Annotated in this window: 23 protein-coding genes; 9 read left to right on the forward strand and 14 right to left on the reverse strand. The window is 55.4% G+C overall.

Annotation, left to right across the window (positions count from 1 at the left end; genetic code table 11):
• Window positions 1-143: 143 nt before the first annotated feature.
• The 5 genes from artP (at window position 144) to artJ (VSX58_RS04400) (ending at window position 3,910) form a co-directional block, all read left to right on the forward strand.
• A complete protein-coding gene (artP, locus tag VSX58_RS04380; protein ID WP_327617070.1) occupies window positions 144-872 on the forward strand; it encodes an arginine ABC transporter ATP-binding protein ArtP in 729 nt (242 codons plus the stop codon).
• A gap of 20 nt (window positions 873-892) precedes the next feature.
• Window positions 893-1,624: an arginine ABC transporter substrate-binding protein gene (gene artJ / locus VSX58_RS04385; RefSeq protein ID WP_327617071.1), complete on the forward strand. Its 732-nt coding sequence runs from the start codon at window positions 893-895 to the stop codon at window positions 1,622-1,624.
• Window positions 1,625-1,635: 11 nt separating this feature from the next.
• Complete coding sequence (gene artQ / locus VSX58_RS04390; RefSeq protein ID WP_327616973.1) at window positions 1,636-2,352, forward strand: arginine ABC transporter permease ArtQ; 717 nt, start codon at window positions 1,636-1,638, stop codon at window positions 2,350-2,352.
• Window positions 2,352-3,020, forward strand: a complete 669-nt coding sequence (artM, locus tag VSX58_RS04395) for an arginine ABC transporter permease ArtM (RefSeq protein WP_327613267.1) — start codon at window positions 2,352-2,354, stop codon at window positions 3,018-3,020. The genes artQ and artM overlap by 1 nt, the downstream gene beginning before the upstream one ends.
• Before the next feature lie 158 nt (window positions 3,021-3,178).
• Entirely contained in the window at window positions 3,179-3,910 is a 732-nt protein-coding gene (artJ, locus tag VSX58_RS04400; RefSeq protein ID WP_327613266.1) for an arginine ABC transporter substrate-binding protein, read from the forward strand.
• A 59-nt stretch (window positions 3,911-3,969) separates the two neighbouring features.
• On the opposite strand, the gene rlmC is transcribed toward artJ (VSX58_RS04400), so the two are convergent.
• From rlmC to nfsA, 9 genes are all read right to left on the reverse strand, one after another.
• A complete protein-coding gene (gene rlmC / locus VSX58_RS04405) occupies window positions 3,970-5,109 on the reverse strand; it encodes a 23S rRNA (uracil(747)-C(5))-methyltransferase RlmC (protein WP_327616974.1) in 1,140 nt (379 codons plus the stop codon).
• 96 nt (window positions 5,110-5,205) lie between these two features.
• A complete protein-coding gene (locus VSX58_RS04410) occupies window positions 5,206-5,691 on the reverse strand; it encodes a YbjO family protein (protein WP_327616975.1) in 486 nt (161 codons plus the stop codon).
• A 117-nt stretch (window positions 5,692-5,808) separates the two neighbouring features.
• A complete protein-coding gene (gene potI / locus VSX58_RS04415; protein ID WP_327613263.1) occupies window positions 5,809-6,654 on the reverse strand; it encodes a putrescine ABC transporter permease PotI in 846 nt (281 codons plus the stop codon).
• Window positions 6,651-7,616: a putrescine ABC transporter permease PotH gene (gene potH / locus VSX58_RS04420; protein ID WP_327616976.1), complete on the reverse strand. Its 966-nt coding sequence runs from the start codon at window positions 7,614-7,616 to the stop codon at window positions 6,651-6,653. Before potH ends, potI begins: the two co-directional genes overlap by 4 nt.
• A 14-nt stretch (window positions 7,617-7,630) precedes the next feature.
• Window positions 7,631-8,764: a putrescine ABC transporter ATP-binding subunit PotG gene (potG, locus tag VSX58_RS04425; protein ID WP_327617072.1), complete on the reverse strand. Its 1,134-nt coding sequence runs from the start codon at window positions 8,762-8,764 to the stop codon at window positions 7,631-7,633.
• 154 nt (window positions 8,765-8,918) lie between these two features.
• Window positions 8,919-10,028 carry a spermidine/putrescine ABC transporter substrate-binding protein PotF gene (gene potF, locus VSX58_RS04430; RefSeq protein WP_327616977.1) on the reverse strand — a complete coding sequence of 370 codons (1,110 nt, stop codon included), beginning with the start codon at window positions 10,026-10,028 and terminating at the stop codon, window positions 8,919-8,921.
• A gap of 423 nt (window positions 10,029-10,451) precedes the next feature.
• Entirely contained in the window at window positions 10,452-10,931 is a 480-nt protein-coding gene (locus tag VSX58_RS04435; protein ID WP_327616978.1) for a type III secretion system chaperone family protein, read from the reverse strand.
• A gap of 162 nt (window positions 10,932-11,093) precedes the next feature.
• Window positions 11,094-11,990, reverse strand: coding sequence for a 30S ribosomal protein S6--L-glutamate ligase (rimK, locus tag VSX58_RS04440; RefSeq protein WP_327613259.1), 897 nt, complete (start codon window positions 11,988-11,990; stop codon window positions 11,094-11,096).
• Between the two features lie 136 nt (window positions 11,991-12,126).
• Window positions 12,127-12,846 carry an oxygen-insensitive NADPH nitroreductase gene (gene nfsA / locus VSX58_RS04445; RefSeq protein WP_327616979.1) on the reverse strand — a complete coding sequence of 240 codons (720 nt, stop codon included), beginning with the start codon at window positions 12,844-12,846 and terminating at the stop codon, window positions 12,127-12,129.
• Window positions 12,847-13,135: 289 nt separating this feature from the next.
• On the opposite strand from nfsA, the gene VSX58_RS04450 reads away from it, so the two are divergent.
• Window positions 13,136-13,402, forward strand: coding sequence for a GrxA family glutaredoxin (locus VSX58_RS04450; RefSeq protein WP_327613257.1), 267 nt, complete (start codon window positions 13,136-13,138; stop codon window positions 13,400-13,402).
• A 63-nt stretch (window positions 13,403-13,465) separates the two neighbouring features.
• On the opposite strand, the gene VSX58_RS04455 is transcribed toward VSX58_RS04450, so the two are convergent.
• Window positions 13,466-13,837: an inner membrane protein YbjM gene (locus VSX58_RS04455; RefSeq protein WP_327613256.1), complete on the reverse strand. Its 372-nt coding sequence runs from the start codon at window positions 13,835-13,837 to the stop codon at window positions 13,466-13,468.
• A gap of 583 nt (window positions 13,838-14,420) precedes the next feature.
• Between VSX58_RS04455 and VSX58_RS04460 the strand changes: the two genes are divergently transcribed.
• A complete protein-coding gene (locus VSX58_RS04460) occupies window positions 14,421-16,109 on the forward strand; it encodes an aspartate:alanine antiporter (RefSeq protein WP_327613255.1) in 1,689 nt (562 codons plus the stop codon).
• A gap of 178 nt (window positions 16,110-16,287) precedes the next feature.
• Here VSX58_RS04460 and VSX58_RS04465 read toward each other — a convergent pair whose 3' ends face one another.
• Genes VSX58_RS04465 through rbsK form a run of 3 tightly spaced genes read right to left on the reverse strand, consistent with a single transcriptional unit; the run spans window position 16,288 to window position 19,599 of the window.
• The gene (locus tag VSX58_RS04465; RefSeq protein ID WP_327616980.1) at window positions 16,288-17,301 is read right to left on the reverse strand and encodes an aldose 1-epimerase family protein; all 1,014 of its coding nucleotides are present in this window, start codon (window positions 17,299-17,301) and stop codon (window positions 16,288-16,290) included.
• A 22-nt stretch (window positions 17,302-17,323) separates the two neighbouring features.
• Window positions 17,324-18,655: an L-fucose:H+ symporter permease gene (gene fucP, locus VSX58_RS04470; RefSeq protein ID WP_327616981.1), complete on the reverse strand. Its 1,332-nt coding sequence runs from the start codon at window positions 18,653-18,655 to the stop codon at window positions 17,324-17,326.
• A gap of 14 nt (window positions 18,656-18,669) precedes the next feature.
• Window positions 18,670-19,599 carry a ribokinase gene (gene rbsK, locus VSX58_RS04475; RefSeq protein WP_327616982.1) on the reverse strand — a complete coding sequence of 310 codons (930 nt, stop codon included), beginning with the start codon at window positions 19,597-19,599 and terminating at the stop codon, window positions 18,670-18,672.
• Window positions 19,600-19,799: 200 nt separating this feature from the next.
• Here rbsK and deoC point away from each other — a divergent pair, with 200 nt between their 5' ends.
• Complete coding sequence (gene deoC / locus VSX58_RS04480; RefSeq protein WP_327616983.1) at window positions 19,800-20,480, forward strand: deoxyribose-phosphate aldolase; 681 nt, start codon at window positions 19,800-19,802, stop codon at window positions 20,478-20,480.
• 280 nt (window positions 20,481-20,760) lie between these two features.
• Window positions 20,761-21,534, forward strand: coding sequence for a DNA-binding transcriptional repressor DeoR (deoR, locus tag VSX58_RS04485; RefSeq protein ID WP_327616984.1), 774 nt, complete (start codon window positions 20,761-20,763; stop codon window positions 21,532-21,534).
• Here the strand turns inward: deoR and VSX58_RS04490 are convergent.
• Entirely contained in the window at window positions 21,531-22,736 is a 1,206-nt protein-coding gene (locus VSX58_RS04490) for a serine hydrolase (RefSeq protein WP_327616985.1), read from the reverse strand. The two genes, deoR and VSX58_RS04490, sit on opposite strands and share 4 nt — an antisense overlap.
• Between the last annotated feature and the right edge of the window lie 253 nt (window positions 22,737-22,989).

Consider the following 22,989-nt stretch of genomic DNA (forward strand, 5'->3'; position numbering starts at 1 on the left):
TGACCCGTGCCGGCGTCAGCCAGTGTTTTGTGCTATTATTTAAGCGATAAATCACTTATCGGCAAATTTTAACCTACGATGATTGCATAACTATTCTGCCGACGTTACCATTCGCGGCATCAATGGCTATTCAATCCTTACGCATGAGTATTCAACTAAACGGCATCAACTGTTTTTATGGCGCGCATCAGGCGTTGTTCGATATATCACTCAACTGCCCCGCGGGCGAAACGCTGGTATTGCTTGGGCCCAGCGGCGCCGGAAAGAGTTCTCTGCTACGCGTCCTGAATCTGCTGGAAATGCCGCGCTCCGGCACGCTGTCCATCGCCGGTAAACAGTTCGATTTCGACCATGCCCCCGCGGAAAGCGCCATTCGCGAACTGCGCCAAAATGTGGGCATGGTCTTTCAGCAGTATAATCTCTGGCCTCATTTGACGGTGGCGCAAAATCTGATCGAAGCGCCCTGCCGCGTACTGGGGCTAAGTAAGGGCCAGGCCGAAGAACGCGCTGAGAAATTACTGCGCCGTTTGCGTTTGAACGACTTCGCCGACCGTTATCCCTTTCATCTTTCCGGCGGCCAGCAGCAGCGCGTCGCCATCGCCCGCGCATTGATGATGGAGCCTCAGGTGCTGCTGTTCGACGAACCGACGGCGGCGCTGGATCCGGAAATTACCGCCCAGGTGGTAGGCATTATCCAGGAGCTGACGCAAACCGGTATTACGCAGGCGATCGTGACCCATGAAGTTGAGTTTGCGCGCAAAACGGCAAGCCAGGTAGTGTATATGGAGAATGGACGTATTGTGGAGCAGGGGGACGCCAGCCATTTCTCCCAGCCGCAGACAAAAGCATTCGAAAGCTACTTATCACATTGATTAATATCAGGAAAATAATGATGAAAAAATTAATCGCCGCATCCCTGCTCGCTGTCGTCAGCCTTTCCGCCGGCGCAGCGGATAATATCCGCTTCGCCACCGAAGCCTCCTACCCGCCGTTCGAATTCGTCGATGCCGGCAATAAGATTCAGGGTTTTGACATCGACCTAGCCAACGCGCTGTGCAAAGAGATGCAGGCCACCTGCACATTCAGCAATCAGGCATTCGATAGCCTGATCCCCGGCCTGAAATTCCGTCGTTTTGAAGCGGTTATCGCCGGGATGGATATCACGCCGGAACGCCAGCAGCAGGTCGCCTTCACCCAACCTTACTACGATAACTCCGCGCTGTTCATCGCCCAGAAAAACAAGGTGGCCGATATCGCCGCGCTGAAGGGCAAACGCGTCGGCGTGCAAAACGGCACCACCCACCAGAAATACCTGATGGATAAACACAACGACATTATCACCGTGCCGTACGATAGCTATCAGAACGCGGTTTTGGACCTGAAAAACGGCCGTCTGGAAGCGGTATTCGGCGACACCGCCGTGGTCAATGAATGGCTGAAACAGAACGACAGCCTGGCGGCCGTTGGACACAGCGTCACCGATAAAGACTATTTCGGCATCGGTCTGGGCATCGCCGTGCGTCAGAACAACGATGAACTGTTGAAAAAATTCAACGCAGCGCTCGACAAAATCAAGCAGGATGGCACTTACCAGGCCATCCATCAAAAATGGTTTCAGCAGTAATCCGACTCTCAATGATTGAATTTCAACCTATTGCAAGCGCCGCCGGGATGACCGTCGGCCTTGCCGTTTCCGCGCTGACGCTTGGGCTGATGCTCGCCATGCTGTTTGCCGTCTGGGAAACATCCCGCTGGAAAGCGGTCGGCTGGTGCGGCACCGCGCTGGTGACGTTATTACGCGGCCTGCCGGAAATTCTGGTGGTGCTGTTTATCTACTTCGGCTCATCCCAACTGCTCATGACGCTGGCGGACGGCTTTACGCTGAATCTTTATCTGGCGCAGATTCCGGTCAAACTGAATATCGAAACCTTTGAAGTGAGCCCCTTTCTGTGCGGGGTCATCGCGCTGGCCCTGCTGTATGCCGCCTACGCTTCGCAAACGCTGCGCGGCGCGCTGAAAGCGGTGCCTCAGGGACAGTGGGAATCCGGTCAGGCGTTGGGATTGAGCAAATCGGCCATTTTTATCCGCCTGATTATGCCGCAGATGTGGCGCCACGCCCTGCCGGGTCTGGGCAACCAGTGGATGGTGCTGCTGAAGGATACGGCGCTGGTGTCGCTCATCAGCGTAAACGATCTGATGCTGCAAACGAAAAGTATCGCCACGCGGACGCAGGAGCCCTTTACCTGGTATGTGATCGCCGCGGCGATCTATTTAGCCATCACGCTGCTAAGCCAATACGTCATCAAACGGATTGAGTCGCGAACCACGCGTTTCGAACGGAGGCCTTCCTGATGCTCAATTATCTGCCTGAGCTGCTTAAAGGCCTGCATACCAGTCTGACGCTTACCGCGGTCGCCATCATCGTCGCTCTGGCGCTGTCGCTGCTGCTGACTATCGTTCTGACGTTGAAAGTCCCGGTATGCGCCGCCCTGACGAAAGGCTACATCACGCTGTTTACCGGAACGCCGCTGCTGGTGCAAATCTTTCTTATCTACTACGGCCCGGGCCAGTTTACCTCCATCCAGCAGATTCCGTGGCTATGGCACCTACTGTCGCAGCCCTGGCTGTGCGCCATGATCGCCCTGGCGCTCAATAGCGCCGCCTACACCACCCAGCTATTCTACGGCGCGATAAAAGCCATCCCCGACGGGCAGTGGCAATCCTGCGCCGCGCTGGGCATGTCGAAGAAACAGACGCTGCACATCCTGCTGCCGTTTGCCTTTAAACGCGCGCTTTCATCCTATTCAAATGAAGTCGTGCTGGTATTCAAAAGCACCTCTCTGGCCTACACCATTACGCTGATGGAGGTCATGGGATATAGCCAACTGATGTATGGACGCACTTACGACGTGATGGTCTTCGGCGCGGCGGGCATCATTTATCTTTGCGTCAATGGCATACTGACTTTGCTGATGCGCTTGATCGAGCGGCGCGCGCTGGCGTTTGAGCGCAGGAACTGACGACGTTTTTGGGTATCAGCATGGCGCCGCGGCGGGCCGAGCGGCGACTGCTTAATGATTTTAAATACATCTGGCGGCAACGCGTCCGCCGCCAAGCCGGAATTCGCGTACGGAGAGAGTTCCGTGCGCGTCAAAGAAAAACAGACTGGAGTGTGTACATGAAAAAATTATTGGTCGCCACATTACTGGCGGGGATAACATTCAGCGCCGCGGCCGCAGACACTATCCGCTTCGCCTCATCGGCGACCTATCCGCCGTTCGAATCCCTGGATGCGAACAACGAAATCGTCGGGTTCGATATGGATCTGGCGAAAGCTTTGTGTAAACAGATGCAGGCCAGCTGCACATTTACCAATCAGGCGTTCGATAGTTTGATCCCCGCCCTGAAATTCCGCCGCTACGACGCGGTGATTTCGGGAATGGATATCACTCCGGAGCGCAGCAAGCAGGTGGCGTTCACCCAGCCATACTACGCCAACTCGGCGGTGGTGATCGCTCAAAAAGGGAAATTCAGCGATTTCGCCGCGCTGAAGGGTAAACGTATCGGCATGGAGAACGGCACGACCCACCAGAAGTACATGAACGACAAGCATCCGGAAGTCAAAACCGTGGCTTACGACAGCTATCAGAACGCCGTGCTGGACCTGAAAAACGGCCGCATCGACGGCGTATTCGGCGATACCGCCGTCGTAAACGAGTGGATTAAAAACAACCCGTCGCTGGCTACCGTGGGGCAACACGTCACGGATCCCGAATACTTCGGCGCCGGGCTGGGCATTGCCGTTCGTCCGAACGACAAGGCGCTGCTGGAAAAACTGAATAACGCGCTGGACGCAATCAAAGCCGACGGCACTTACAAAACCATCAGCGATAAGTGGTTCCCGCAATAAATCCTCGCGGCGCCGCGCGGCCGTAAACGCCGCGTAGCGCCTTGTCTCCCCTTCCCCCGCTATCGACCCCGATCGTCTCTTTGCAACAGCGTTAACACTTCGTAATGCGCCGTATGCGGGAACATATCGAACAGCTGCACCCGTAGAACGCGGTAATTCTCCAAGTCATCCATATCCTTCACCATAGTTTCGGCATTGCAGCTGGAATAGAGGATATACTGCGGCGCCATACGGCTCAGATAGTCGCACAGCTCGCGGCCGATCCCGCGCCGCGGCGGATTCACCAGCACCAGATCCGGAACCTGGGCGTTGGCGGTGGCGAACCGCGTCGAATCCAGCGCCTGAAACGCTATGCGCGTCAGGCCAAGCCGTTCGGCGGAGAGCCGCGCGCAGGCGATGGCTTCGGCGCTGATCTCGATGCCCGTCAGCCGCATCGCCGGCGAAGCGCAGTGTAGGCCAAATCCGCCGACGCCGCAGAACAGATCCCACATACTGCTAACCTTGAGCTGCGCCACCCAGTCGCGGGCGGCGGCGTAGAGCGCGGCGGCCACCTGCGGGTTGGTCTGGAAGAAACTTTGCGGACGGATATAGAGCGGAACATGATTAAGCCGCTCCGCCAGCGCGGAGGCGTCGCTGAGTATAATTTCCCTCTCCCCTTCCATAATCGCCTGATGCACCGGCTGAATATTTACCGAGATCACCTCAAGCTGGGGAAGCTGCCGTCGCAGCCAGGGCAATGCCGCCCGCAGCTGTTCGAGTTTGCTTTCCGATCGCAGCACAAAACGCAGCATAAAAGCGCCGCGCCAGGTGCTTTCCGTCAGCAGCATATATTTCAATTCGCCGCGCCGGCGCGAGACGTTATAGGGCGTCAGCCCCGCCCTGGCGATAAAGACCTTCAGCGTCGCAAACACCGGAGCGAAGCCGGCGGGATAGAGCGGACAGTCGCACAGATCGACCGCCGTGCCATCGCGCTGCAATATTCCCAGCAGCGGCCGCTCAACGCTGCCGCTGACCACCATCTTCGCTTTGTTGCGAAAAGCGGACGGCGCCGACGGACAGACGGGCAGCCACTGCTGAACCGAACGCGACCGTAACAGATCGGCGAGATGTTGCTGTTTATCAGCGAGTTGTTGTGGATAGGCCTTTGCCAGCCACTGGCAGGAATGACAGGTTCCCGCGCTATAGCGCGCACAATGCATAGAAAAAATCTAACGATAAGGGTAAAAAACGGAATGGCGCGGATTGTACCACCACAGCGCCGCATCTCCGCGCAGAAAAAACGCCGGGCGCGTTTTTCAACGCCGCTTGCGGCGGCCCGCAGGGCGAGTCTCAGGGACGGGACGAGTAAAAAAACGCCGCGAGCGTCGAGGCAGAAAAAGCAGCGCGATAACCAGCAGATCGGGGATCCGCTGTAATAACAGCTGGCGCAATACAGCCAGATTGTCATCGCCGGGAATATGAAATATCGCGGGGAAATACTCGCTGAAAGAGGCAAGAAGCATATACAGCGTCACCAGGCACTGGCAGGCCACATATCCCCAGCGGCCCCAGTCAGCCCCGGCAAGCACGGCCAGACCGCAGCGTATCTCCACGCCGATCGCCAGCAGCGACAGCAGCAAAACCAGCATGGCGTCCCACTCGCGCACGCTGCTTGCCATCCAGTCCCCCAGTTCGCTCGGCCCCAGTTCCCAGAACAGCAGTAAGACGCCAAGGAAACGCAGCGCAATAATAGCGATGCCCGCCACCATAACCGGAACGGGAGCCTGTTTTTTGCGCGTCATACGTTCGCTTTTGCTGTACAAAATCGCCAGTTTCTCCCTTTAGATAGAACAACAACGCCACCAGACGAAGGTGGCGTTGTTGTTAACGGCGGCCCGGCAACCGGAACAGACGGCGAATTAACCCCGCCTGGCCTTCTGCATATCGCGCTGATGCTGTTTCTCGGCTCTGGCCATAAACCACCAGGCGATAAGACCAATAATGCCGACGACCAACAGTATCAAAGAAGCGAGCGCGTTAATCTGCGGATTAACCCCCATCCTTACGCTGGAGAACACCAGCATCGGCAGCGTGGTGGAACCCGGCCCGGCGACGAAACTGGCGATAACCAGATCGTCCAACGACAGGGTAAACGCCAGCAGCCAGCCTGAAATCAGGGCCGGCGCAATCATCGGCACCGTAATAACGAAAAACACTTTTAGCGGCGCGGCGCCCAGATCCAGCGCCGCCTCTTCGATAGAGCGATCCAACTCCCGCAGGCGCGCGCTGATGACGACCGTAACATAAGCGGTACAAAAGGTCACATGCGCCAGCCAGATAGTGAACATTCCCCGCTCCGCCGGCCAGCCGATGGCATGCCCCAGCGCGACGAACAGCAACAGCAAGGAAAGCCCGGTGATCACATCCGGCATAACCAGCGGCGCGGTCAGCATAAAGGCAAAGCCGTTGGCGCCGCGGAAGCGCCCAAAACGCACCATCACCACCGCCGCCAGCGTGCCCAACACTACGGCCATGGTGGCGGAGGCGGCGGCGATCGTCAGGCTAAGCATCACCGCGCCGATCATCGCCGAATCATGGAACAGTTCGGTGTACCAGCGCGTCGACCATCCCGCCCATACCGTCACCAGCTTGGAGCTGTTGAATGAGTAAATCACCAGCATCAGCATTGGGGCGTAGAGAAAGGTAAAACACAGAACCAGAATAACAATGCGCCACGGCGAACGCACTACCGGCAAATTGTTCATGCCTCTCCCTCCGCCGTTCTGCTTTGATGTTTGTGGAACCAAATAATCGGCATAATCAGCAGCAGCAGCATGATAATCGCCACCGCCGAAGCGACCGGCCAGTCACGATTATTAAAGAACTCCTGCCACAGGATACGGCCGATCATGATGCTGTCGGGACCGCCCAGCAGTTCCGGGATCACGTACTCGCCCACGGTGGGAATAAAGACCAGCATCGAACCCGCGATGATTCCCCCTTTCGTCAAGGGGACGATAACGCTGAAAAAGGTTTTCATCGGGCGGGCCCCCAAATCGAGCGAGGCTTCCACCAGCGAATAATCCAGCCGCGTTAACGCGGTATAGATCGGCAAGACCATAAAGGGCAGATAGGAGTAGACCACGCCGATATATACCGCCAGGTTGGTATGTAGAATCACCAGCGGCTGATCGATAACCCCCAGCCACATAAGAAAGTTGTTCAACACGCCGTTATTTTTCAATATCCCCATCCAGGCATACACGCGAATAAGAAACGATGTCCAAGAGGGCAGAATCACCAGCAACAGTAAAATATTACGGGTGGAAGGCTTGCTGTGCGCCACGGCCCAGGCCAGCGGATAACCGATCAGCAGACAGCACAGCGTCGATACCGCCGCAACCTGCAGGGACTGCAGGTAGGCTTCGACATACAGCGGATCGCTCAGCAACTGCAGATAGTTCGCGAGGTTTAACGAAATATCCAGCTTATCGTCCGCCCAGGAGATCAGGTCGGTATACGGCGGCACCGCGCGCGCCATCTCCGCCAGGCTGATCTTGAATACAATCAGGAACGGCAGCATAAACAGCAGCAGCAGCCAGCAATAAGGCAGCGCAATAACCAGCTTGCGTCCGTGCTTCTGGCGCCAGCGCGCTATCAGCATGGCGAAGCGCCCCCGCTCCTCTGCCGGCGGCACGGCGGCGCGATGTTCAGAAAATAGAGTCATGATGCGATCCCCCGCTATACCGTCAACACCACGCAGCTATCAGCTTCCCAGCACAACCGCACTTCGTCGCCCCAGGTCGGCGCGCCCTTGCGATAGCGATAGGCATTCTGCAACTGCGCGCTGATGACTTGCCCGCTGTTCAGCCTGACGTGATAAATCGACAGGTCGCCCAGGTAAGCGATATGCACCACTTCCCCGACGGCGAAGTTACAGCCGTCGGCCGGCGTCTCGTCGCACAGCATGATCTTCTCCGGTCTTAAGGCGATATACACCGGCACGCCGTCGACGATGGACACATCGGAATCGACCTTCAGCGGATGGACCAGCCCGGGGCTGCGTATAATCAACTCATCGTCCCGGCGCTCCGTCAGCACGCCTTCGAACATATTGACGGAACCGATAAACTCGGCGCTGAAGCGGGTATTCGGATGTTCGTATATCTCTTCCGGCTCGCCGATCTGCACAAACTTGCCGCGGTTCATGATGGCGATACGGCCGGCCATCGTCATCGCCTCTTCCTGATCGTGCGTCACCATGACGCAGGTCACGCCGACGCGCTCCAGAATATCGACCACCTCGAGCTGCATACGGTCGCGCAGTTTTTTATCCAGCGCGCCCATGGGTTCATCCAGCAGCAATAATTTGGGGCGTTTCGCCAGGCTGCGGGCCAGCGCCACGCGCTGGCGCTGGCCGCCGGAAAGCTGATGCGGTTTGCGGCCGGCGAACTCCTGCATATGCACCAGCGTCAGCATCTCCTGCACGCGGTCTTTGATCTCGGCGCGCGAGAGGCGATCCTGCTTCAAACCGAAGGCGATATTCTTTTCCACCGTCATATGGGGAAACAGCGCATAGGACTGAAACATCATATTGATGGGGCGCTGATAAGGCGGCACCAGAGACAGATCCTGACCATCGAGGACAATCTGCCCCTGAGTGGGATGTTCAAAACCGGCCAGCATACGCAACAGCGTGGATTTACCGCAGCCGGATGCGCCTAGCAGAGCGAATATTTCGCCCTTATAGATTGTCAGACTGACGTCGTCGACCGCGGCCTGCCCATCAAAGGACTTGGTTAGATTACGGACTTCCAGCAGCGGCGTAACCGCTTTTTGGGGTTTGGGCTGAGGACGGGGAATGGATTCACTCACTTCGTATTGCTCTCCGGCAAAGCAGAACAAGCCGCCGCCTCTGGCTTCAGGCAATGACGCGGCCTTTGGGCGCATCAAGCGGCGACGCGATAAATTAATCGTGCAAACAGGCGGTATTCGCCGCCTGTTTGCCTAGCTTCAGGATGAAAAACGCCTATTTGCCGCTTTTTACCCTGGTCCATGCGCGCGTACGGGTGCGGTCGATTTGCGGCGATTGCACCTTAAGCGTAAACAGCTTGGCGCGCACGTCCGCCGGCGGATAGATACCGGGATCGTTGCGAATATCTTCGTTCACCAACGGCACCGCTTCTTTATTCGCATTAGCGTAATAGACATGGTTGCTGATATTGGCGATGACGTCCGGCTTCAACAGATAGTTCAGGAACTGATAGGCGGAATCGACATTTTTGGCATCGGCCGGAATGGCGAAAACATCAAAGAACGCCAGCGCTCCCTCTTTCGGGATGCTGTAATGAATATTGACGCCGTTCTTGGCTTCTTTGGCGCGGTTGGCCGCCTGCATCACGTCGCCGGCCCAGCCGATGGCGACGCAGATATCGCCGTTCGCCAGATCGTTGATGTACTGAGAAGAATGGAAATAGCGGATATTGGGACGCAGCTTCAGCAGCAGATCCGTCGCCGAGGTCGTGTAGTCGTTCGCCTTGCCGCTGTTGGGATCTTTACCCTGATAGTTCAATACGGTGGCGAAAATCTCTTCGGGCGCATCCAGGAAAGAGACGCCGCAGCTCTTCAGCTTTTCCAGGTTTTCCGGCTTCAGCACCAGATCCCAGCTGTCAACCGGCGCGTCGGCGCCCAGCGCCGCTTTGACTTTATCCACGTTATAGCCGATGCCGGTGGTCGCCCATAAATACGGCAGCGCATATTTATTATCCGGATCGTGCTGAGCAATCAGTTTCAATAGTTCAGGATCGAGATTTTTATAGTTCGGCAGCTTACTTTTATCCAATGGCTGAAATACGCCGGAAGCGAGCTGACGCTCCAGGAAACTTGCCGAAGGCACAACCAAATCAAACCCGGTGCTGCCGGCCATCAGTTTGCCCTCCAATACCTCGTTGGAGTCAAACACGTCATAAACCACTTTAATGCCCGTTTCCTTCTGGAAATTCTGCAACGTGTCTGGCGCGATATAGTCGGACCAGTTGTAAACATGCAGCACTTTCTCTTCCGCAGATGCGGTGACGGACGCGGCCATCATCAAGCCAGCAACAACACCCGATAACCATTTTTTACGTTGGGTGAACATCCGTTCCTTCCTCCATACCAGGATGTGATTTATGAAAGTAAACTTAATGACTCGAATTATTTAGAGTATATATCCGTCGGATACAAAACTCGCCCTGCGTCTATGCCGTCGCGATGGCAAGCGGTTATATTCTTCATCATTTCCCGGATATCTACGTTGAAATCAGTGTAGTAGACCCCGTCATAAATACGACCATATCGCGAAACTGTTACAGAAATTAAGCATAACCGCACCGCGCCAGCCGTACCATAGCCGAACGTAAAAAATGAGTTTTATCGATTATTTATTCATATTTTATCTATGCAATATGGGAGATAGCCGATAAACGCCAATTAATGCTCGGTGAAAACGGCAAAAATGCAGAATAAATGACGGTTGATATTAAATAAGAAAAACTAATTGCTGCCATTGGCAGCAATGGTTTCAATGCAGAAAGGAGGTATTTACTCTACTAGCAGAGGCGTCTTCTTCATCGCCAACAAACAGAAGATTATTTGCTCCGGCCTCTAAAATGACCATCGAGATCTGTTCTTCCGATTGCTGCATAAAGTGCCTGAACTGTTCCAGCGTCATACCGGCGGCGACGCTGAACGACTGACAGACGATCAGCTTCGGCAAGTTATCATCCTGAACATCGATAAAGGCTTTTACCGTCAGGGAGCTGGCGTTGATTTGGCTCAGATCGCCCACCAGCGGGATCAACGCGCTGGGCTTAACCTCGGCCAGCGCCGAAAACAGCACCACGTTATCCACCAGATCGACCTTCGCATCAAATACGCCGTCAAAATTCTGCATGTGCGGCAAATGAAGCGCCTGACAGGAGTCGCACTCGAAAAACAGAATATTTAATTGATCCAGCCACCGCCGTAGCATAGCCAAATCCGGGACGATGAGTGAATCCATTATTTTGCCTCATACCGACTGTTGTAAAAAAGGGCTCATAGCTTACGGAATATTGCGTTCCGATGCCATGATAAACACGCTTTAACTCGCGAGAAATCACCAAATAGCGAATTGCTATTTTATGGCGGACTGTTTTATGCCCGCCGCCGCCGGCTCAGGAGGCTAACTTTTATTCACCGATAACGCCCGGGTATGCTGTTCGATAAATTCAACGATCATGCCGGCGATATCAATGCCGGTGGTGCTTTCGATGCCCTCCAACCCCGGAGAGGCGTTCACTTCCATTACTAAAGGTCCGCGATCGGCGCGCAGGATATCCACTCCCGCGACGTTCAGTCCCAATGTTTTCGTGGCCTTAAGGGCAATGGCCCGCTCGCGGGCGGTAATTTGCACCTTGCCTGCCGATCCGCCGCGGTGCAGATTGGAGCGGAACTCCCCGGCCTTGGCCTGGCGTTCGATGGCCGCCACAACCCGGTTGCCGATCACCAGACAGCGGATATCCCGCCCCTGCGCCTCCCGAACGTACTCCTGCACCAGAATATGGGCATTCAGCCCGCGAAAGGCGTCGATAACGCTCTCCGCGGCCTGACGGGTTTCCGCCAGCACAACGCCGATCCCCTGCGTGCCTTCCACCAGCTTAACCACCAGCGGCGCCCCGCCGACCATATCTATCAGGTCGCTGGTATCGTCCGGCGAATGGGCGAAGCCGGTAACCGGGAGATCGATTCCGGCGCTGGCCAGGAGCTGAAGCGAATGCAGTTTGTCGCGGGCGTGGATAACCGCCACGGCGTTGTTCAGCGGAAAACTCCCCAGCATTTCAAACTGGCGCAGCACCGCCGTACCATAAAACGTAATTTGCGAACCAATGCGCGGAATAACCGCGTCGTATTTCACCAGCCGGCGCCCCTGATAATGCACCGACGGCGCCGCCGGATTGATATTCATGTAGCAGGAGAGCGGATCGATAATATCAATTCGATGTTTGCGCTCCTCCGCCGCTTCACGCAGACGTCTGCAGGAATATAACGAGCCATCACGAGACAGAATCGCAATCTTCATAAATGTCCTATACCCAATAGATTTATGGCGGGCTCTCCTGCCCACCTCCGGGCAACGCCTTACGCGGTGAAAAACACGTCCGGCGTGTTCTGTTCGCCCTGCCGCCGGGGGGCGCAAAACAACGGCGACGCGCGGACTAACGCACCGCCCACCCTTGCCGGCGTAAGTAGTCCAACATAAACGGGCGCAGCTCCTTTTTCAGCGTGCGCTGTACATGTTCGCTCCAGCTATCGCGACGCTGCGTGGTTCGCTGTAGGTAGTACTCCACTATCCGCTGGTCATATTCGGCCAATTTTTCACCATCGAGCGGCCGGTAGGCGTTTTCATGTACGACGATTTCCGGCGGTAAACGCGGCTTCAACAGCGGATCGGCATCGGGGTAGCCCAGACAGAGACCGAACAACGGCAGCACCTGTTGCGGCAGTTTCAGCAAGGCGGTGACTTCCGCGATGTTGTTGCGGATCCCGCCGATAAACACGCCGCCCAACCCTAACGACTCTGCGGCGACCAGCGCGTTTTGCGCCATGATGGCCGTATCCACGCAGCCGATCAGCAACTGTTCCGCCATTCCGGTTTCGGCCTGCGGAAAGATCTGCAGATGGCGGTGAAAATCCGCGCAGAACACCCAAAATTCCGCCGCTTGCGCCACATACTCCTGATCGCCGGAATAGTGGGCCAGCGCCTGCCGAATCGCCGGATCGGTAATGCGGATAATGGAGCTGCACTGCAAGAAACTGGAACTGGAGGCGCTTTGCGCCGCGGCGATAATCGCGCCGCGCTGTTCGTCCGTCAGCGTTTGCCGGGTAAAGGCGCGGATGGAACGGTGCTGTCGTAATAGATCGATGGTAGGCGTCACGCTGGTATCCTTAAGACATTTAGGGTATGGCAATAAAAAAGTTATCATGCGCGGCGCTATTATATGCCAGCCGCTACGCCAGACCAATGTCCCGCAGCGCCGCGCCATATTGGGACAGAAGACGCCGCCACCGCAGCAGGCGAGGAATGGAAAGTATATGATAGATAAAATAAATTGCTGCGACAGGGAATGACGGCTTTTTTTCATATGCTAATGCGGGCATAGTAGCCGCATTCAATTCCGGCATTCGCCGACAATTTTAGAACATCCCATTTTATAAGGAGCTTACATGTTTGCTGTTATTTTCGGACGTCCTGGTTGCCCATACTGCGTGCGCGCTAAAGAGCTGGCGGAAAAACTGGCCGAACAGCGCGACGACTTCCGCTTCCGCTATGTGGATATCCGCGCGGAAGGCATCACAAAAGAAGATCTGTCGAAAACGGTCGGCAAACCGGTTGAAACCGTGCCGCAGATATTCCTCGATGAAAAACATATCGGCGGCTGTACGGATTTTGAGGCTTACGCGAAAGAAAATCTGAATTTGTTTCAAAAATAACCGGCATAAGAGAAAAAAGGCGCGATACGCGTCTTTTTATCTTTCTCAACGCGCGCCGGCCGCTTAGTGAAAATAACGCCGGTAGGTGGCATGAAAACATAGCATGCCCAACGCGCCCAGCACGCTCCAGAACACCGCGCTCGATATATAAGCCAGTTCTTGCCAGAAAGAGTGATTAGGGGCGCGGCCGAAATGCAATATAAGCAGGCACACCGGCATCGCGATTAGCGCGCCAATCAATGGATACAGCAGCCGACCGCGCGCGGACAAACAGCTCGCCGCCACGCCGGGCAATAAAAACAGCAGCATCCCGGGGTCGCCGCGCAGCCCATCGTCAGTGACCACATCAGGCACGTTCATCTTCTGGCTCAAAAAGACCACGGTAAACAATAAAAAACAGCAGGCCGCACCCATCCAGCCTTTATCGTTCGCCATACGTTTCCTCTCTTGATACGCCGTCCGCTTCTCTATCCGCCGCGGTCTTCCCGATAACCTGCACGGCGCGCCCCGCGCATTCCCTGACGATAGCGCCGGGATGCGTTCGGTTTGCGCCTGAAACCCGATGGATTCCAAGTCCGACACGGTAAATATGAATGGCTGAATATCCCTGATATGACATATACCCGTTATTTTTCAATCTATTGCTGCGTTGTCTTAGCGACTCGCTTGCCGCGTGATTCGGCCTGATGGCCTCCCCTTTCAGGGTCAGCGTAAGCGCCGTTTAAAAACGCGTTGGCGTTTTTGTCCCGCATCACGAAATCTATTGGGTATAAAATGAGGCATCGCCGCTATTTATTCAGCGAATACTGGTTGTAAGACCAACAAACATCTAGAATAGCGACGCCGCAATAATTGCGATGAACAATTTGTACAGCATAAATTATACTGTCGTTCATGCTGATTCCTTTTAGCCGACGGTTATTTATGATGTCAGCGGAATCTGTGTAGCCAATGGCTAAATCTAGCTTTTATAATCATTTATATCAAGCACTTACTGGTAAATAACAAGTTACATCCCATGAATATAAACGTCGCTGATTTGTTAAACGGGAATTACATTCTGCTGTTATTCGTGGTTCTTTCATTAGGACTTTGCCTTGGGAAGTTACGCCTGGGACCGGTACAACTCGGTAATTCTATTGGTGTTTTAGTTGTATCGTTATTACTCGGCCAGCAGCATTTCTCGATTAATACCGAAGCGCTCAATCTCGGTTTTATGCTGTTTATTTTTTGCGTCGGCGTTGAAGCCGGCCCCAATTTCTTTTCCATTTTTTTCCGCGACGGCAAAAATTATCTCATGCTCGCATTGGTCATGGTTGTCAGCGCCATGCTGCTGGCGCTGGGATTAGGGAAGTTATTCGGCTGGGGGATCGGGCTGACCGCCGGTATGCTGGCGGGCGCCATGACCTCTACGCCGGTATTGGTCGGCGCCGGCGACACCTTGCGAACCCTGTCCGGCCTCGGCGCGCAAATAGGCATTGAGCAGGATAACTTAAGCCTGGGCTATGCGCTCACCTACCTTGTCGGCCTGGTCAGCCTGATCTTCGGCGCGCGCTATCTTCCCAAATTACAACATCAGGACTTACCGACCAGCGCGCAGCAGATCGCCCGCGAACGCGGGCTTGATACCGACAGCCAGCGAAAAGTATACCTGCCGGTTATTCGCGCCTACCGCGTCGGTCCTGAGCTGGTCGCCTGGGCGGATGGGAAAAACCTGCGCGAGCTGGGCATTTATCGCCAAACCGGCTGCTATATCGAACGCATCCGCCGCAATGGCATTTTGGCCAATCCCGATGGCGACGCCGTACTGCAGCTCGGCGATGAAATTTCCCTGGTGGGCTACCCCGACGCCCACGCCCGCCTTAACCCCAACTTCCGCGACGGAAAAGAGGTGTTCGATCGCGACCTGTTGGATATGCGCATCGTCACCGAAGAGATCGTGGTGAAAAACCACAATGCGGTCGGTAAACGCCTCAGCCAGCTGAAACTTACCGATCACGGCTGTTTTCTTAACCGCATCATTCGCAGCCAGATTGAAATGCCGATCGATGACGGCGTCGTGCTGAATAAAGGGGATGTGCTACAGGTAAGCGGCGACGCGCGGCGGGTAAAAAGCATTGCCGACAGAATCGGGTTTATCTCTATTCACAGCCAGGTGACCGACCTGCTGGCCTTCTGCGCGTTTTTCATCATCGGCATCATGGTCGGCCTGATCACCATCCAGTTCAGCACCTTCACGTTTGGCATCGGCAACGCCGCCGGTCTCTTGTTCTCCGGTATCATGCTCGGCTTTCTGCGCGCCAACCACCCCACCTTCGGCTACATACCGCAGGGGGCGCTGAACATGGTAAAAGAGTTTGGCCTGATGGTGTTTATGGCCGGCGTCGGCTTAAGCGCGGGCGGCAGTATCGGCCGCAGTTTCGGCGAGATAGGGGCGCAAATGCTGGTATCGGGATTAATCGTCAGCCTGGTGCCGGTGGTTATCTGCTTCCTGTTCGGCGCCTACGTGCTGCGCATGAACCGCGCCCTGCTGTTCGGCGCCATGATGGGGGCCAGAACCTGCGCCCCAGCGATGGAAATCATCAGCGATACCGCCCGCAGCAACATCCCGGCGTTGGGATATGCCGGCACCTATGCCATTGCTAACGTGTTGCTGACGCTTGCCGGCTCGCTGATCATTATTATTTGGCCCGAATTACCGGGATAATGAGAAAGTATAAAAAATTGTCAATATTTCTGACGATGGCAGAACTTTTCATTGGGGCCAGAGTCTGAATTATTGCCACTGCTTTTCTTTGTTATCCCCATATTGAGGAGCCCGTCGTTCCCGCCTTTCAGGTTCAAGAACGATGGGCCTTTTCTTTTTGCCTCTCCGCCCAAAACCCTTAGGCCAGTCCGGTTTCCACATGAAAATGCCGCGTCTCTCCGGCCGCCATTTCAATTAAGGCGCCGGCGCGGCGCGCGGCCTGATGCCCCTCTGGGCGACAGGTCGCCGGCAATGCGAAAGCGGCTACTTTTTGATCGCCGTTATACAAAATCCAGCGGGTCGCATAATTCAGTTGCGCGGTGGAAAAACGGGTAACGAAACGGTGCCCCTGCGGCGCATGCATGCTGAACTCCGCCTGCCGCGCATACTGGGAGAGGTTATCGGCGAAAAAAACGATTTCAGGATCGTAAAACTCGGGTTCGTCCAGCGCATTGAAATTTTCCGGCGCCTGCGCCAGTCTCTCGGTATAGTTCAGCCATTGCGGCGTGGGATGCACATGTCCCGGGATAGAGCTGCGCAAGGCGAAAGCGCGCTCGGGGATATTCTGGCTAAACGTCGCCCCGGCGACATAGGCGTAGTTCATATGGCACATATACTGCAACGGCATTGGCGCGCTCGCCAGGTTCGTTACCGTCATATCAATGCCCAGCAGCGTGCTGTCCGCCGCGATGGTCACCGCCGGCGCCGCCCGGTAATGGTGGCCGAATCCCTTCACATACTCATAGCTCCCCGTCAGCGCCAGGGTGTTATCGCCAAGCACCAGACGCGCGTCGTCCATTGGCGCGCAGGCCATTTCGCCGTGCAACGGATGGCGATCGTCCTCGGCGGGACACCCATTGCTCAACAGGCCGGAATGAAAGGCAAAGCAGCCATAGGTGTCGATAATCGTGCTGCCGGGTTTCGGCTCGGTAAACGGATTGCTCATCGTCAGAGAGTGGCCGTCGAATTCGGCGTCCCAAATCATCTGCCCGTAGAACGGCAATACGATGGCATACCCGCGCGCATTCTGTAATTTGATGGCCTCAATTCCTGATGCATAGCGAAAAGCGGTTGCCGAAAAATGTTCGTTTTCCAGCAATATTCGCGGCAGTTCCGTAAACATCGAACGCGATAAATGAATTTGCGTACTCATTACATTTCCCTCCCTTCAGGCGTCATTGCTGGTTACCGGCCGGCCGGCCGGCGGCCAGACGCTGTTTATTGCGCATTTCGCCCCAGAAATAGAAGCCGACATAGGCGAAGCACAGCAGCGACACGCCGAACGATTTCTGCATGGAGCCGAGATGATCGGAGACATATCCCTGAATAGCCGGCACCACCGCCGCGCCGACGATCGACATCACGATGATGGCGCCGGCGACCTCGGTATATTTTTTATCGACGGTATCCAGCGTGCCGGCATAAATCGTCGCCCAGCACGGCCCGAACAATACGCTGACGAAAACGGCGGCATAGACGGCGGTAAAGCTCGGCACCATGACCACATAGGCCAGCGTCGCCACGCCCAAGGCCGAGTAGGCGATCAGCACCTTTTCGGCGCTGAAACGCGTCATCAGGAAATTGGCCACGAATTTCCCGATAAAGAAGCAGATGAAGCTATAAATCATGAAGTTAGAGGCGTCACGTTCGTTAGATGCCCCTAAGGTTAATGCCAGCCGGATGGTGAAAGACCATACCGCGACCTGCATCCCGACATAGAGAAATTGCGCTGCGATGCCGCGCTTAAAATGGCTGTTGCCCGCCAGGTAGCGCAGGGTTTCGCCGAGCGACGGCAGCGGCTTCTTGTTGTGCCCCTCATCCTGCACCTTGCACGTTGGATAACGCGTCAGCAGGAACAGGAACAGGACGACCAGCAGCACAAAAATCAAATACTTATAGGGTTCCAGCGTGTATTCCAGCATTTGCAGACGAAACGCGTGGATCTGATCCGGCGTCATGTTCGTCATCTGGCTTTCCAGGCTATCGCCCTCCTGGAATACCAGGTATTTGCCTAACACAATCCCCATGAGCGCGCCGACGGGATAAAACGTCTGGCTGATGTTCAGGCGCAGCGTGGCGTAGTCGCGATGACCAATCATCGAGCTATAGGTGTTCGCCGCCGTCTCCAGGAAACTTAGCCCAATGGCGATGGCGAAAATCGCCGCCAGAAACATGGTATAGGTCGCCATGTGCGATGCCGGGTAAAACAGGCTGCACCCGACAATATAGAGCGTCAGGCCGATCAGAATGGCGATTTTATAACTGCTTTTGCGGATCACCACCGATGCCGGGATCGCAATCAAGAAATAGCCGCCGTAAAAGGCGCTCTGCACCAGCGCGCTGGCGAAATCGCTGAGCTCAAATACGCTTTTGAACTGCGTAATCAAAATATCGTTCAGACTGGCCGCGCATCCCCATAGCGGAAACAGACACGACAGCAAAATAAACTGAAACAGTGGCGTCTTATTCAGATAGCCATCCGGCATTTGGATTATGTCCTGACGCATGATGTTTTCCCCGGTTAGTTGGCGAGAGAATGACTGGCAAGAAAATCACGAAATTGCGCCGCATCCGGGTAGGCGCGCTGAGTGCCCTTTCCCGTAACGCTATAGGCCGCAAAAGCAGAGGCATACTCCATCGCCCGTTTTATATTTCCATCCTTCACGAAGTAGTGCGCGAAGCAGCCGATAAAAGCATCGCCGGCGCCGCTGGTGTCAATGGCATGAACGCTGACCGGCTTAATATGCTCAACCCGTTCGCCCGTCATCCATACCGAACCGCGATGCCCCATAGTGATAATCAGGTTCTTCAATCCCCTGGCCAGCAGCGAACGCCCGGCGCTGAAAATATTCTCTTCGCTATCAACCGGCATGCCGGTCAGAATTTCCAGCTCGGTTTCGTTCGGCATAAAGAAATCACACTGGCAGGCATAGCCGATATCCAGCTCGCGGGAGGCTGGCGCCGGATTCAAAATGACCGGGATATGATGCCGGCGGGCAAAATCGATGGCGTAATAAACGGTTTCCAGCGGGATCTCCAACTGGAGGATGAATAACTTGCAGCGCGTAAGCGCTTCGGCCGCCGCGTCGATATCCCGGGGAGACAGATGATTATTCGCGCCCTTAATAATCAAAATCCGGTTCTGCGACGACTTATCGACGAAGATCGGCGCCACGCCGCTTGATACGCCGGGAACAGGCGTAACATACCGGGTGTCCACCGCAAAACTCTGCAGATTCCTGAGCGTATTGCCGGCAAAAAGATCGTCGCCGACCCGGCTGACCAGCATAACCGACGCCCCCAGCTTGGCGGCTGCGACCGCCTGATTCGCCCCTTTACCGCCGCAGCCTATTTTAAAATCCGGCGCTTCCAACGTTTCGCCGGTTTTAGGCATGTCGTCGATATAAGTGATGAGGTCCACCATATTTGAACCGATAACTGCAATATCCATAGCGCGTTTCCCCCAGATGGTTTTTTCATCATTTAATGTTACATTAATAACAATAACAATCGATTAATGTTATTATTGTGACAAAGATCGCAGAGGAAAAGCGATTGATTGCGCATAAAGAAACAAATAAGATTGATGATACAGTTTAAATGTTATAATCATAACACCTGTATTTTATTGAACCGTCAAAGGAGCCAGCCATGACCACCGAAACGCGCGATTACGCCCCCTATATTGACCATACGCTGCTCGCAGCCGATGCCACCGAACAGCAGATCGTCAGGCTGTGCGAGGAGGCGAAAACGCACCATTTTTATGCGGTTTGCGTTAACTCGGGCTATGTCCCCTTAGCGGTCAGCCAGTTAAAAGACACATCGGTTCATGTTTGTTCGGTGATTGGCTTTCCGCTGGGGGCGGGCCTGACATCCGCCAAAGCCTTTGAAGCCAAAGCCGCCATTGACGCCGGCGCCGAAGAAATCGATATGGTGATCAATATCGGCTGGTTGAAGAGCGGCAACATTAGCGCCGTTAGGGCCGATATTCAGGCGGTGCGCGAGGTTTGCGCCGCTATACCGTTGAAGGTAATATTGGAAACCTGTCTGCTTAGCGACGAACAGATCGTACTGGTTTGTGAAATGTGCCGGGATCTGCAAGTCGCTTTCGTCAAGACATCCACCGGATTCAGCACCGGCGGCGCCAGCAAAGAGCATGTGAAGCTGATGCGCGACACGGTGGGCCCAACGGTTGGCGTTAAGGCTTCCGGAGCGGTGCGCGACCGCCAGACGGCGGAAACCATGATTCGCGCCGGCGCGACCCGTATAGGCACTAGCTCCGGCGTCGCCATCGTTTCCGGCGCCTCGGCGGCGGCGGGAAGATATTAGCGGGTAAAATCGCGCCTATTGCGGCATGATGACGGCGAAAACGATCGGCTGAGCCCCCCAGGAGCGCTTCCCCCGAGGAACCCCGGACATATCAGAATGCCGATCGTTTAAGCATCGCAATACAAGGTGCAGCCACAGGGGCGAGGCATCCCGACGGGAACCTCCCCCGGCGTTTTCCCTAAAGACCGGCTTATGTGAAGAGTATTACGGACAGATCAAGCTTTATCTTTATGATGTAGGCGCTACTCCCCGATTACGCAACTCATTATCAGGACACCACATGGAAACGCGGCGCGAAGAACGGATTAACAAACTTGCCCAAGCCTTGAAATCATCCGACAAGCTGCATCTGAAAGACGCCGCTCAGCTATTGGGCGTCTCCGAGATGACGGTGCGCCGCGATCTGAGCGCCGAATCAGCCTCCGTGGTGCTGCTCGGCGGCTATGTGGTTAGCGATTTGAAGGGGGGCAGCGCCACCAACTACTTTGTTTCCGATCAACAGACCAAGCATGTGGCGGAAAAACGCGCCGTCGGCGCGCTCGCCGCGCGCCTGATTGATGCGAACGATACGCTGTTTTTCGATTGCGGCACCACCACGCCTTTTATTATTGAAGCCATTCCTGAAGATCTGCCTTTTACCGGCGTCTGTTATTCCCTGAACACTTTCCTGGCGTTACAGGGGAAAAGCGCCTGCAAGGTGGTGCTCTGCGGCGGCCAATTTCACCCGGACAACGCGATTTTCGCGCCGCTCAGCCAACGCAGCGAGCTTGATAATATCTGCCCGAATAAAGCGTTTATTTCAGCAGCAGGCATCGACCTCGCTGCCGGCGCAACCTGTTTTAACTTCGCCGAGCTGAGTATGAAACACCGGGCGCTGGCGATGTCGCAGCGGGCCGTTCTGGTCGCCGACGGCAGTAAGTTCGGCCAGATCAAGCCGGCCTGCATCGGCTCGCTGACGCTGTTCGATACCCTGATAACCGACCGTCAACCGGCGGCGGATTATCTTCGCCACTTCGCCGATAGCGGTATTCGGTTAATGAGTATCGACCGTTAATCCAATAGGCCGCCAAACCACTGCTGCAGCTTCATCATCACCGAATCCCAAAGCCGGCTAAAGAACCCCGCTTCCGGGATCTCGTCCAACGCCACCAGTTGGCGCTGCCCGATGCTCTTGCCGTCAAGCTGGAAATCAATAGCGCCGACCACCTGATTCTTCGCCAAAGGCGCCGTCAGTTGCGGCTGACGCAGCGTAAAGCTGGCTTTCAGGTTTTTCATCTGTCCCCTGGGGATCGTCAATGCGGCGTCTTGCGCCACGCCAAGCCGGGCCTCTTTTTGCGTGCCGAACCAGACCGGCTGCGTGGTAAAGGGAACGCCCGCCTTGATCGGCGTGACGGTTTCAAAAAACCGGAATCCCCAGGTAAGCAGCTTCTCGCTCTCGCGAAAACGCGTCGCATCCGTCGGCGCTCCCAGCACGACGGAAATTAAGCGCATATCGCCTTCGGTGGCCGACGCCACCAGATTATGTCCGGCGCCGCTGGTGTGGCCGGTCTTAATCCCGTCCACATTCAGGTTGGAACTCCACAGCAGGCGGTTTCGGTTAGGCTGGCGGATGTTGTTGAAGGTGAACTCTTTCTCTTTATGCAACGCATACTCGTCCGGCACATCGCGGATCAACGCCTGGCCCAGTAACGCCATATCGCGCGCGGTGCTGTACTGCCCCGGAGCGTCCAGCCCATGCACGGTAAGAAAATGGGTATTGGCGAGCCCCAGCGCTTTAACATAGTTGTTCATCAGGCTGACGAACGCATCCTGGCTGCCGGCCACATAGTCGGCCAGCGCGATGCTGGCGTCATTGCCCGACTGAATGACGATACCTTTATTCAGTTCCGAAACCGGAATACGATCGCCGGGCTTCAGAAACATCAGCGACGACCCCCGCAGCACCGGATTACCGGTCGCCCAGGCATCCTTCCCGACGGTAACCTCATCCGTGGGGCGAATTTTTCCGGCTTTTATCGCCTGTCCGGTGACATAGCTCGCCATCATTTTCGTCAGGCTCGCAGGGTCAAGGCGTTCATCGGCGTTGGACTCCGCCAGCACTTTTCCGCTGTGATAATCCATCAGAATAAAGGCCTTCACGTCAATCTGAGGCGCGGTCGGGATCTGCTCGGCATGCGCCAGCGGAGTTAACCCCGTCAGCAATACCGCGCCCAGCGTAAAAGATTTTAGATTGGAAACGAGAACAGTTTTCTTCATGAGATCGCCAGATATCCACAATTCATTTAAAAGATTTAACTTTCAATATGTTTCGAAAACTTTAGCAACACCCAAGGTATCCCGTCGTCTCCATCAAGGAAACAACTCACTTTGTAAAGATAATCAAAGAAATGAAAAGGGCTAAAAAAGATCGCCGGCGGAAACATCAGCCCCTCGGCGCCGCCTGCGCGGAACGGGATGGAATGACGCGGCGCCGGACGGCGCCGCGTAGGATTAATGCGTGAAAGGACAA

The sequence above is a fragment of the Brenneria populi genome, from assembly GCF_036016195.1.
In the GTDB taxonomy this organism is placed as follows: Bacteria; Pseudomonadota; Gammaproteobacteria; order Enterobacterales; family Enterobacteriaceae; genus Brenneria; species Brenneria populi.